The sequence below is a fragment of the Enterococcus sp. DIV0691 genome (genome assembly GCF_051711145.1).
Taxonomy (GTDB): Bacteria; Bacillota; Bacilli; order Lactobacillales; family Enterococcaceae; genus Enterococcus_B; species Enterococcus_B hirae.
Genome location: NZ_JBIOLY010000001.1, coordinates 2478618 through 2490954 on the forward strand (window position 1 = coordinate 2478618; position 12337 = coordinate 2490954).

Annotated in this window: 13 protein-coding genes and 1 other RNA gene; 4 read left to right on the forward strand and 10 right to left on the reverse strand. The window is 36.2% G+C overall.

Features of this window, described 5'->3' with window-relative positions:
• Positions 1–4 precede the first annotated feature (4 nt).
• The 3 genes from IGJ11_RS11365 to IGJ11_RS11375 all read right to left on the reverse strand — a co-directional run bounded on the left by IGJ11_RS11365 (position 5) and on the right by IGJ11_RS11375 (position 1865).
• Positions 5–493, reverse strand: coding sequence for a DUF3013 family protein (locus tag IGJ11_RS11365; protein WP_063627546.1), 489 nt, complete (start codon positions 491–493; stop codon positions 5–7).
• Positions 490–1131, reverse strand: coding sequence for a DNA-3-methyladenine glycosylase (locus tag IGJ11_RS11370; protein ID WP_053766269.1), 642 nt, complete (start codon positions 1129–1131; stop codon positions 490–492). The genes IGJ11_RS11365 and IGJ11_RS11370 overlap by 4 nt, the downstream gene beginning before the upstream one ends.
• Before the next feature lie 224 nt (positions 1132–1355).
• Positions 1356–1865: a DinB family protein gene (locus IGJ11_RS11375; protein WP_010737081.1), complete on the reverse strand. Its 510-nt coding sequence runs from the start codon at positions 1863–1865 to the stop codon at positions 1356–1358.
• A gap of 264 nt (positions 1866–2129) precedes the next feature.
• Here IGJ11_RS11375 and IGJ11_RS11380 point away from each other — a divergent pair, with 264 nt between their 5' ends.
• The 4 genes from IGJ11_RS11380 to IGJ11_RS11395 all read left to right on the forward strand — a co-directional run bounded on the left by IGJ11_RS11380 (position 2130) and on the right by IGJ11_RS11395 (position 4621).
• Positions 2130–3425 carry a replication-associated recombination protein A gene (locus IGJ11_RS11380; RefSeq protein WP_053766267.1) on the forward strand — a complete coding sequence of 432 codons (1296 nt, stop codon included), beginning with the start codon at positions 2130–2132 and terminating at the stop codon, positions 3423–3425.
• Between the two features lie 61 nt (positions 3426–3486).
• A non-coding RNA gene (gene ssrS, locus IGJ11_RS11385) (6S RNA) lies at positions 3487–3681 on the forward strand.
• 114 nt (positions 3682–3795) lie between these two features.
• A complete protein-coding gene (locus IGJ11_RS11390; RefSeq protein ID WP_010720887.1) occupies positions 3796–4083 on the forward strand; it encodes a hypothetical protein in 288 nt (95 codons plus the stop codon).
• A gap of 70 nt (positions 4084–4153) precedes the next feature.
• The gene (locus IGJ11_RS11395; RefSeq protein WP_010720888.1) at positions 4154–4621 is read left to right on the forward strand and encodes a universal stress protein; all 468 of its coding nucleotides are present in this window, start codon (positions 4154–4156) and stop codon (positions 4619–4621) included.
• 184 nt (positions 4622–4805) lie between these two features.
• Here the strand turns inward: IGJ11_RS11395 and IGJ11_RS11400 are convergent, their stop codons facing one another.
• From IGJ11_RS11400 to IGJ11_RS11430, 7 genes are all read right to left on the reverse strand, one after another.
• Entirely contained in the window at positions 4806–7229 is a 2424-nt protein-coding gene (locus tag IGJ11_RS11400; RefSeq protein ID WP_438772557.1) for an immunoglobulin-like domain-containing protein, read from the reverse strand.
• 258 nt (positions 7230–7487) lie between these two features.
• Positions 7488–8702, reverse strand: a complete 1215-nt coding sequence (locus tag IGJ11_RS11405) for an immunoglobulin-like domain-containing protein (protein ID WP_053766265.1) — start codon at positions 8700–8702, stop codon at positions 7488–7490.
• A gap of 224 nt (positions 8703–8926) precedes the next feature.
• Complete coding sequence (locus IGJ11_RS11410; protein WP_010737077.1) at positions 8927–10111, reverse strand: acetate/propionate family kinase; 1185 nt, start codon at positions 10109–10111, stop codon at positions 8927–8929.
• Positions 10112–10135: 24 nt separating this feature from the next.
• Positions 10136–11143 (reverse strand): class I SAM-dependent methyltransferase, encoded by a 1008-nt coding sequence (locus tag IGJ11_RS11415; protein WP_010720892.1) that lies wholly within the window; start codon positions 11141–11143, stop codon positions 10136–10138.
• Positions 11144–11308: 165 nt separating this feature from the next.
• Positions 11309–11680, reverse strand: a complete 372-nt coding sequence (comGG, locus tag IGJ11_RS11420) for a competence type IV pilus minor pilin ComGG (protein WP_063627550.1) — start codon at positions 11678–11680, stop codon at positions 11309–11311.
• Positions 11649–12083: a competence type IV pilus minor pilin ComGF gene (gene comGF / locus IGJ11_RS11425; protein WP_207431558.1), complete on the reverse strand. Its 435-nt coding sequence runs from the start codon at positions 12081–12083 to the stop codon at positions 11649–11651. Before comGF ends, comGG begins: the two co-directional genes overlap by 32 nt.
• Positions 12058–12330: a hypothetical protein gene (locus IGJ11_RS11430; protein ID WP_088745260.1), complete on the reverse strand. Its 273-nt coding sequence runs from the start codon at positions 12328–12330 to the stop codon at positions 12058–12060. Before IGJ11_RS11430 ends, comGF begins: the two co-directional genes overlap by 26 nt.
• Positions 12331–12337: the final 7 nt, after the last annotated feature.

A 12337-nucleotide genomic window follows, 5' to 3' on the forward strand; every position in this document is an offset into this window, starting at 1 on the left:
CTCCTTAATAACTTGGATAAGGCAAATAGACGTCCGTCTCATTTTGCTGTTTTTCTTCGACTAGTTTTGCTAACTGTTGATTGTCCCAATTCAACTCAAACACTGCCGTTTCATCATCTGCATCAAGAAAATCTAAGAGATCACTTTGCCCTTGCGCTAATACTTCGTTCAAATACTCAATCAATGCATCAATGACCGATTTGGCTATCCCTTTCTTCCCTTCATAAGGAATAACCGCTAAATAATCTTTTTCATCAAAATGGGATTTTTGTGGATTGAACAATAAAATACCATCTTCAAATTCAATGATTTCTTCTTCGGAAACTACACCTTGGACATCATCGATTTCCAAATGCGCTTTATTTTCTGCAAATAGTCGGACAATGATTTCAATCGTATGGTTTTTCGTATCCCAGTCTAATGCCACATCATAATCAGTGATCGTTTTTTCGATTGTTTTGTCTAAGTAGTCAAGTAAGTTTGTTTTTTTCATTTTTTCTTCCTCCAGCCCCAGTCTTCCTCCACCAGGTTCTTTCTTTGTAATGATAGATATGGATTTCCAGCCACCACAAAACGTAATGGTTTGTCCGTCCATTCTCCTTTGTTAGGAATACCGATCCTTGGCAAAGCCATGATTTTCTTAGGTATTTTTGTTTTTTCAAAAACAAAATGCAACGGACTGTCTAAAATCGATTGTCCATAAAGTTCTTGTGGTAATCCTAATGCCGCTACCAATTTTCCGGGACCGTTACTAATATCAGGACCAGTCTTCCCGCCTCTGTTAATGCTCATTTGAGCCACACCAGTTGCAGGCTCGATCGCACGGATCATTACCCCTTGTGGAATCCCTTCAGGTTGCGTAATAATATTTAAAATACGGTGGGTGTGCATCGTATAAAGATAAATCGTTCCTGGCTTTTCATACATCGCTGCCACTCGTGGGGTTCTGCGCATCCCAAAACTATGAGCCGCTTCATCTTCTGGACCAAGATATGCCTCTGCATCAACGATGTAACCACCAACGGTACCAGTTGGCGTAACATATTCTAAATACATCCCTAAAAGATCTCTGGCGACTTCGGGTGTTGTTTTATTCAATAAAAGTTCATCTAATTGCTCTTTATTTGTCATTTTATTCACCACCCTTATCATACACAATATTGAAAGCATAAGCTATGGAAACCAAGAAAAACCTACAGCAAACGACAGGCAGATAAGAATAGCCGAAAAATCCCAAAAATAGGAAGAACTATCTTCGGATTCTCCGGCTTATTTTTCAGAACTAGACACTTCTGTCACAGCCTTTTATAGGATTTTACATAGACCGTTCAAACCAGAACAAGGTTTAGCATTCATTATTTACCGATCACCAGTCGGCGAGTATAGATTCCCTGACCAGAATGCATCACTGCATCATCAATGATCGACACGAGACGATCTTCACGTGTGACAGGAGGTGTCCAGTTGGAATCAATGACTTCATCAAGTGTTCCTTCATCGACTTGTTCCAAGTACTCAATCGTCAATGAAACACTATTAGCTAAATAATCTGTAAGTAGTTTTTTGTCTGTTACGACGACTTTTTTTGCTTCCGCAGGTGTGTGTTGCCAATCTTGCGTATCATCAGGCAGATCTAATGCAAATTTTCCAGACCAGTCTTGACTAAACCACAGTGGTTCACTATTTTTCAAATCGGATATTTGAAGGTCTAATTCTCGAGCAGTATGCCAGATCAGCCAAGTTACTGATTTGATCAAAGGTGCCGGCATCGTATTTGCTTCTGCTACATCTAGCTGGTCTAACGTTTCTTCAAACCGTTCTTGTGCTCGTAACAATGTTTCACTCAATAATCGTGTCGCTTTCATTTTTCTCCTCCTCCAAGCCATCTATGTCTTCACTCCCTTTATTTTACCTCAAATCAGAATAAACGAGGAAGCTGGTGCTTTATTTTAAAAGTCCCCCAGTCCTTTCAATAAGAATCCTCCCTGTTAAACTTAGCCTGAATATGAGTAAACTCGTTTCCTTTCACTTTACGGTTTACGGCGTTCTAAATTAGCGTTACCATAAAGTGGATTGTCCTAATATATGGTATAATTAACGAACGAAAAATAAAAAAAGGAGGCCGTTTTATGCAGCAACCTTTAGCTTATCGGATGCGTCCACGAACGATCGATGAAGTCGTAGGACAAGAACATTTAGTTGGTGAAGGAAAAATTATTCGGCGAATGGTTGATGCCAAAATGCTGTCTTCCATGATTTTATATGGTCCACCAGGAACTGGTAAAACCAGTATTGCTAGTGCGATTGCTGGCTCAACCAAATTTGCCTTTCGCATGCTCAATGCAGCAACTGATTCCAAGAAAGACTTACAAGTAGTTGCCGAAGAAGCCAAGATGAGTGGCACTGTCATTCTCTTACTTGATGAAATCCATCGTCTTGATAAAACGAAACAAGATTTTTTGCTCCCTCATCTGGAAAATGGACGGATCATCATGATTGGCGCAACAACTGAAAACCCCTATATCACGATTAATCCTGCTATTCGCAGTCGAACACAGATTTTTGAAGTAAAACCCTTAAACGAATTAGATATCCAGCAAGCGGTTCGATCAGCTCTAAGTGATAAAGAGCGTGGACTTGGTCATCTAGCTATTCAACTAGACGAAAACGCCTTGCTCCATCTATCACGGGCAACGAACGGCGATCTTCGAAGCACACTTAACGGCTTGGAATTAGCGGCTCGTTCGACCGAGCCAAATGAACAGGGCATCATTCACTTGACGCTAACGATCGTTGAAGAATGTATCCAACGAAAAGCCCTCACTCATGATAAAGACGGAGATGCTCACTATGACGTGATTTCAGCATTTCAAAAATCGATCCGAGGAAGCGATGTTGATGCAGCACTTCATTATTTAGCCCGTTTGGTTGAAGCTGGTGACCTGGCAAGTATCTGTCGGCGCTTGATGGTGATTGGTTATGAAGATATTGGTCTAGGAAACCCTGCTGCCGCAGCTAGAACTGTCAATGCTGTCTTAGCTGCTGAACGTCTAGGACTTCCCGAAGCAAGGATTCCTTTAGCAGATGCCGTAGTTGATCTTTGTCTCTCTCCTAAATCAAATTCTGCTTATGCCGCTTTAGATGAAGCGATTGCTGATATCCGCTCAGGCAACGCTGGCGAAGTGCCCGATCATTTACGAGACAGTCATTACCAAGGAGCCAAGGCATTGAATCGTGGGATTGGTTATCAATACCCTCACAATTTTGATCAAGCCTGGGTGAACCAACAATATTTACCCGACAAATTAAAACAAGCGTCTTATTATCATCCGAAGACTACAGGGAAATATGAACAAGCCCTTGGGCAACAATATCAGCGAATCAAAGAATGGAAAAAATCAGGAGGCAATAAGCCAACGACATAGACTTGATTTTCCATGAGCGCTCTCATTGCTCTTTTTATTTCCATATGCTACTATAGAGGTGGGAAATCTGTGATGTTCGAATTGTCCTCTTTGTGTGTTGACCGAACATTTTTATTGATATCTTGGGACCCGTCTTGTGTCACTGCTGGTAACATGCCTTATCATTTGGTAGTTCGAGGCTACGACCGTGGGACCCACCTGCTTGAATTCGCGGGATCAATACTACAGGACGAACAACGGCATTAACGGAGATTACCATTTTTTGAAGATTAAGGGGCTATGCCAATTACTTGGTACAGCTCCTTTTTTTTCGAGTAGATCCCTTGAAAAACATTATTTGACCAATCTTTAGACTTTTGGAGGAATTTCTATGATTCAACTTTTAATGGGCATTGCCGCATTATTATTATTATTTGTTAGCTATTATTTATTAAAAAAACAACCCATCTTTTTCGTATTAATAGAAGAAACAGAAAAAAATCGTGGCTATTTACAATTCTATGGTGCCATTTACGCTTTCCTAGGGGTGTTAGGTATTTTTGTTGCCTTCTTCAATCAACGATTTATTGCTTTGGCTTACCTGCTCTTGGTCATTATTGTTGCTTCTGTCTTCAGTTTTACTTTCGCTCGGAAAATGGTCAAACCAAACAGTAAATAATTCTCTTTTTGTTCAACTTGTTTTACAATAGAATTATAAATGATTGATTTATCTGAAGGAGTGAATGCTTATGTTACAACAGTACAAAAAAATTATGGTTGCCGTAGATGGCTCTGATGAAGCTGAATTAGCTTTTAAAAAAGCCGTAAACGTTGCTATCAGAAATAATGGAGAACTTTTATTAGCACACGTGATTGATACTCGTTCTTTCCAAACCGTTTCATCATTTGATGGCATGTTGGCAGAGCAAGCAACTGAAATGGCGAAGCAAACGCTAGCTGATTATGAAGCAAATGCTAAAAAAGCGGGATTGAACAATGTTACTACCGTGATTGAATACGGCTCGCCGAAACAAATCATCGCTAAAGAAATTCCTGAGGATAACCATGTAGATTTAATCATGTTAGGTGCAACAGGATTGAATGCTGTTGAACGTCTATTTATTGGTTCTGTTTCAGAATATGTGATTCGTAACGCCACTTGTGATGTTCTAGTGGTACGTACTGATTTAGAGAATAAATTACCTGAAAAAGAATGATTAATTACTAAACAAGCGGTTGTGACAAAAGTATGTCACAACCGCTTTTATTTATTTTTACATATGCTAAAGAGCTTGGCACGTTCTTTTGTTCCAAGCTCTTTTTTAGATTATTTATCCAATCAATCATTTTTTCTAACCTAATCGATTTCATGATAAAAATATTTCTTTGTCATCAATTCGCCTATTTATTTCCTTTAGGAAGTACAATAATGTGCGCATCATTATAAGCTTTTTGTGCTTCTTGTACTTTCGCTAACAGTCTGTCTTTATAAGGTCCATCCACAAGACGGTGGACAAGATTCAATGCAGTATTAATATCATTTTGAGTATTGTTTGTACTTGGTTTACCATTAAAAAACAGACGATCCACCACTGGCGTTGCGTTTGATACAGCAATTAACTGATCGTATTTTTCATGCAATTCATTGGTCGTATAGCCTTCTAAAAATGGAATGTTTATATAAGGAAGTTCACCTAGTTTTTCTGCAAGATCGATCATTTCTTCTGTTGTAAAACTACCTTTAGGATTACCGATATCTCCATCAATAAAGTGTTTATCCATCGTCTCATTCGCAACTTGCCATTTTTGCATCAATGTATCGTATGCTTTTTGTGCTTGATTGACTTTTTCCAACAACGCTGTTTTTTGATCACTATCTGGTAAGCTTTCGACTTGTTGTTTCGCCGCATCAATTTGAGCTTTAGTATTGCCTACTTTTGCTCCATTTCCATCAAACAAATTATTTACTATCGTTAAAGCATCTTCGATTGCTGAATTCAAGATAGAAACTTGTTTGCTCAAAATTTCTTTCCCTTGTTCATCTAAGCTCACTAAAGTAATTGTTTTAGACGTTGCTGATACTTTATTTTTTGCATATACTTCAAATCGATTATTCTTTAACAACTTAAATCCTGGGAAGTACTCTTTTCCATCTACTATCAATTTGAATTTCTTGACATTGCCGGTCACGCTTCCTGTAATATAATCAGTGTTTACTTTATAATAATCTACAACTAAGCTTGGAGCGTTAAGGGTGATTTCTTGCATGCCGATTTCTATACCTTCAGCATTTAAAACTTTTAAAATCACTTTTTTAGAATCTACTGTTACTTTATTTTTTGCATACACTTCAAAATTATTATTCTCTAAAAGTTTAAATCCTGGTGTATATTCTTTGCCATCAACAATTAATTTGAATTGTTTAGCCTCACCTGCAATTTGACCTTTGATGTAATCTTTACCTACTGTATATTCTTCCACCGTTAATTTAGGTGATTGTACAGCAACTTCTCTTGTACCTGTTTCTTTTCCATTTGAATCAAAACTTTTCACTGTAACTGTTTTTGTTGTCGAAGGAATCCTTTTCCCAATATAAAGTTGAAATTTATTATTTGCTAATAATTTAAATCCTGGTGTGTATTCTTTGCCATCAACAATCAACTTGAACTTCTTGATTTTCCCACTGTATTCTCCCGTCATATGGACATTTCCATAATGATAAACATCCACTTTGAATGCATTTACTCTATCATCCAAAGCTGCTTGAGCGATTTCTAATTTTTTCAATAATTGTGCTTTAACAGGAGATATATTATTTACCGCATCTACTTTTCTTCTAGCTTCATCTATTGCTTCTTGAGTATTACTTTCTTTGGGAGTGTCTCCATTAAAGAGCTGATTTACAGCTTCTACCGCTTGTTTTTCTGCAGGATCTTGGACAATATGTGCATCATTATAAGCTTTTTGTGCTTCTTGTACTTTCGCTAATAGTCTGTCTTTATAAGGTCCATCCACAAGACGGTGGACAAGATTCAATGCAGTATTAATATCATTTTGAGTATTGTTTGTACTTGGTTTACCATTAAAAAACAGACGATCCACCACTGGCGTTGCGTTTGATACAGCAATTAACTGATCGTATTTTTCTTGCAATTCATTGGTCGTATAGCCTTCTAAAAATGGAATGTTTATATAAGGAAGTTCACCTAGTTTTTCTGCAAGATCGATCATTTCTTCTGTTGTAAAACTACCTTTAGGATTACCGATATCTCCATCAATAAAGTGTTTATCCATCGTCTCATTCGCAACTTGCCATTTTTGCATCAATGTATCGTATGCTTTTTGTGCTTGATTGACTTTTTCCAACAACGCTGTTTTTTGATCACTATCTGGTAAGCTTTCGACTTGTTGTTTCGCCGCATCAATTTGAGCTTTAGTATTGCCTACTTTTGCTCCATTTCCATCAAATAGATTATTGACTGCATCAGTAGCATGTTGAATCACTTCATCTGCAAGTGTATTCTTCTGTTCCGGTACTGGCACACTTGATGCGTTCTGTTCTTTTGTAGTGGAAGATGTTGTTGTTTCTTCTACTTTTTTATTTTCTTTTTCTTCTGAAGCGTGTGTTTGACTTGTTTCACTCGCCTGACTTGATTGATTTGATTGATTTGCTTCTTCTTTTTTCTCATTTTTTTCCGAAGTAGTAATAGTGATGCCTTCTCCCGCCCCATTTTGATCTGCATGGACCATTGGTGTCACTACTCCAGATAAACTAGATAATACTAATGCACTCGTAGTTGAAAACGACACTAAATTCTTTTTCAAGTTCCCCTTTTTCAATTAAAAACCACCCTTTTTTGTTTATTTAATTTAAGGAAATAATAACCTATTCGGGCTCGCTATTTTTTTTAATTATTTAAAAAAAAATGTCATTTTTTTAAATAGACTATTTTATAAAATAAAAAACAATGTTAAAGTTACTCACTTCGGTAAAAAAATTTTTGTTTGTGACACTGGTTGTTCTTCTATTTCTATTCAAGTAACTTTTTATACGAGTCGTTAATGCTTCAGCTATAAAAATAGTCAGTCTTTATTCGTTGAATCAATGAAAACCACTTGCTTACTAACGATTTCTTTTCCTTGTTCATCTAAACTAATCAAAGTAATAGATTTAGTTAGCGCCGATACCTTGTTTTTCGCGTAGACTTCAAATTGATTATCCTTTAACAATTTAAATCCTGGAAAATACTCTTTTCCATCCACTACTAACTTAAATTTCTTTACTGCCCCAGCATAGGTACCTGTAATATATTCATTTCCTAATTTATAGTCATTTATATCTAAGTAGGGAGATTGGACTCTAACTAAACCAGATTTTAACAAATCTCCTTCTGAATTCAGAGCAACCAAAACGACTCTTTTACTTCCACGTAATATTTTATCTTTCGCATAGACTTCAAATTGATTATTCGCTAATCGTCTAAAACCTGGAGTGTATTCTTTCGTGCTTCCTGTGGTCCCCACCCTCAATTTAAATTTAGCAACATCACCAATAAACTCACCTTTGACATAGTTTTCTCCTAATGTGTAATTGTTAATGGTGAGTTTCGGTGCTTGAACTGAAACGTTTTGAGAACTTGTCTCTTTTCCTTTTTTATCAAAGATTTTTACTGTGACTGAAAAAATTGAAGGCGGAATTTTCTTTCCAATATAAAGTTTGTACTGATTATTTGGTAACAAAGTAAAACCTGGGGTATATTCTTTATCGCCAACAATCAATTTAAATTGATTGATTTCCCCTTCATAAGCACCAGTCATATATACGTTTCCATAAATATAGGGGTCGATTGTACAGGAAGGAGTTTTTTCGTCAAATTCTTTTTGTCCATTTTTTTCTTTAGAATTTGTCATTTTAGTCTGTTTTGAATCATACATTTCTTGCGCTTGAACAATTTTTTCAAATAATTTTGTTTTTTGTACACTTTCTGTTAATTCCATTACTTGTAGCTTTACTTCATTAATTTTTGCTTGGGTATTACTTGTTTTTGCTCCTGTTTCATCAAACAGAAGTTTCACTGCCTCAGTCGCTTTCTTAACGTTTTGATCATTAGGAATGTTCGTTTGTTTCACATCTGAATGTTCACCTGAAATATTTGCCTGGCTGATTTCACTTTTCATTGTTTTCTTTCCTGAGACTTCATTTTGTTCTGCGTATACAAATGGACTGGCAGTTATAGATGAATTAGCTAATATTAGTACACTCATAATCGTTATCGTTAATCGATTTGTTTTTCTCAATTCAATCTCCTCCCTTTTTTTCATAATACTTTATTTTATTTCTATATTTTTTATTGATTTAAAAAAGAACATTTCTTTTTTTCAATCAATCACTTTTTATAGACAAAACAAAAAAAACGAAGTGAACAATGTTCACTTCGGAAAAAATTTATTCTTAAAATTATGATACGTTCGTTACACTATTTCATACCTAAAAAAGGCTAACAACTATTTCATTAGAATATTTATTTACGTAAACGTTCCACGTCACGAGCGATCATCAATTCTTCATCAGTTGGAATGACAAGTACTTTGACTTTTGAATCTTTTGTGGAGATATCTAATTCTTCCCCACGTTTTTTATTCATTTCAGGATCAATTTCACAACCAAACCATGTCATCCCTTTAATGATTTCACTACGGACGTGCCCATCATTTTCGCCAATTCCAGCAGTGAAAACAATTGCGTCAACGCCGTTCATCGTTGTCACATATCCACCAATATATTTACGGATACGGTCTACAAAGATGTCATATGCCAAATGGATATGCTCTTGTTCATAGTTTTTCTCAAGGTCACGCATGTCACTTGATAAACCTGTTAGACCTAACAAACCTGATTTTTTGTTTAAAATGTTGACCATTTCATCAATATCAATCTCTAATTTTTCCATTAGATAAGGTAAAACAGCTGGATCGATGTCCCCTGAGCGTGTTCCCATTGTTACACCTGCCAGTGGTGTGAATCCCATCGAAGTATCAACTGATTTTCCACCATCTACTGCCGTAATTGAAACACCATTCCCTAAGTGACAAGTGATCAATTTCAACTCTTCGATTGGTTTCTCTAACATCTTAGCCGCACGTTCTGCTACATAGCGATGACTTGTACCATGGAAGCCATATTTTCTTACTTTGAAATCTTCATAGTAAGAAACAGGTAAGCTATACAAATAACTGCTTTTTGGCATTGTTGCGTGGAATGACGTGTCAAACACAGCCACACTTTGGATATCAGGTAAGATTTTTTTAAATGCTTTGATACCCATTAAGTTAGCAGGGTTATGCAATGGTGCAAACTCTGCCAATTCTTCAATGCGATCCATCACAGCTTCATCCACGATTACAGAATCAGCATAAGTTTCTCCACCATGAACCACACGATGTCCTACACCAGTGATTTCATCGTAAGAGCTTAAGATTTGTAATGCAATCAGTTGATCTAACAACATTTTTACTGCTACTTCATGATCATCGATGTCCATGATTTTCTCAAATTTTTGATCTTCACCATATTTGATCGTAAAAATTGAATCTTCTAAACCGATTCTTTCGACAATTCCTTTAGCAATTACGGTTTCTTCTGGCATTTGATATAGCTGCCATTTTAAACTTGAACTTCCAGCGTTGATAGCAATTGTTTTAGACATATAATTCTCCTTCTTAGTGCGTGATTAAAGAGAAGACGATTTCCATGTTTCAAATTCTTTAAAAAATTCAGTCACCTTCTCTGGTTTCTTTAGTGAATCAAGTTTTACAAGTAATACTTCTTGTGCTTGTTTTGCCTTTGTTCCTTTTTTCTGCAAGATCAAAATACTTTTTTGTGATTGCTTGTTACGGAATAATTCATCTGGTAATTGGATCATTCCTTGAAGATATCCTTCTTCTTTAAACCATCTTTTGACTTCTTCACTTTGTTCTGTTTCTAAGAAGTTACTTGGCATCAAAAACAGACCGAATCCATCTGGTTTGACATACTTCATTGCCTGTTCTAATAGCAGATGATGGGCATAACTATGCCCTTGTGTGGTGCTTGTTAAAAACTCTTTTGCTTTTTGATCATTCGGATAATAACCAATCGGTAAATCGCTGATAGCTACATCCACTGGATCAATCAGTAATTCTTGTAAGCCATCTTGGTGAAAATATTGAACATTCGCCTGAGTCAGATCACTTGTTGAAGCAGCAACCGCTAATAACGTATCGTCAATATCTACACCCATCCCTTCCGCTTGGTATCCCGCACTTGATAGGTTTAAAAGAACTGTTAATAACAAGTTGCCCATTCCTGCTGCAATGTCCAAAATCTTGATTGGCTCTTCTTTATTTGTGAATAGCTGTTCAATTAAAAAGACAAATAAAAAACCAATACTATCTGGAGTAAGTTGATGGTTCGCTTGAAGATGTTCTGTCTGACTCCCCTTTAGTAACAGTAGTTGTGACAGACGGCGCCACTCTTCTGGTTCAAAGGAAAGTTGACTGAGTTCTTTATACAAAGCAGAAATCTGTTGCTTGATTTCTTCAGACGGTACTCCATCTACCACTCGTACTTGATAGTTGTCGATTAAGTTTTCAGCATTTTCGACATAGGCTTCTAAAAAGGAAGTTCCCAATGCATTTTGTAAAAGCTGAATCGCTTTTAGGTTTTGTTCAAACCCCTGTTCCATTTTTTCTGGTAACATGGTGCACCTCATTTCTAGATATATTATAACAATTATTTTACCTGTTTAATTTTAACGAACTATGAGCAAAATTTCAATCGTTTTCACACTTTTTTGTTTGTGAAATAAAAAACATAAATGTTATGTAAACAGCGGTAACACAGAAAAGAGTGCGTTTTCATGGATTCACTCACTTTCTGTGTTACTTTCTGTATCACTGTTAAGCATTTCCATGAACTGAAAATGCTGAGATTCGATCTGAATTTCGATCGTTAGCTGATTCGCTTTTCTTTTGTAATGAGCCTTTCCTAAATTATATTGATACATTCCCTGTTCTTTCAACTCGTTACTTTCAGATAAAACCATTTGTTTGATTATTTTTGCTACATAATAATTTTTGGTGCGTTGATTCAAATCTACTGTCGAGCGATAAGTTTGTACAATGATCGACAATAAGGAACTACAAACTAGAAACAATAGTAAGGTTGAGAATAAGATATTACTACTGAACCCCTTGTTATGCTTTTTATGATAGTGGCTTGGTCCAAATCCCCTCATACTTCTCTCCGTTTATAAATTCGATTAAAAATGTGATAGCTGCAGTAGAATCTCTCACTTCCCAATGCTTGACTTGTGTTAACACAGGTTGGTGTCCCCCTGATACTTCTCGTTTACGTATCAACGCATGATATTGCTCAAATAAATAGGTTTTCTTTTCCATCTCATAATAAATACGGTTATCTTTAATGACGACATTTTTTCCTTTTTTTATTTCTTCTTCAAACTGAGCTAAAAAAATCAGCCACTCTTTTTGATCCTTTCGTTGTAAATATTGTTCCACTTTCGTTGTTTGCCTGATTAAAAGACTGATTGAAAGTAAAACAGCACTTAAAATGGCAAGCGAAATCAAACATTCAATCAGTGTAAAGGCAGCTTTATTCTGGTATTTTGGTAATCTCAATCACTTTGTCTCCTTGTGTGAGCTTCACTTTTTCGATCTTTTTCTTTTTAGCGGTTATGGTTGTCTGACTATGTGGTCCATTTAACGTTCGATTCGGTATTTGTTCATACATTCGGTAGGTTTTTACATCTTCATATAGCCTGCGAAGTAATAAGATTTCCTGATTATTTTGCTTTTCTGCAGTTAATAAATACAAATTCCCATGGCTGACAAGAAAGATACACGATAAGGTAATGGATAAAGCCATTACTGTT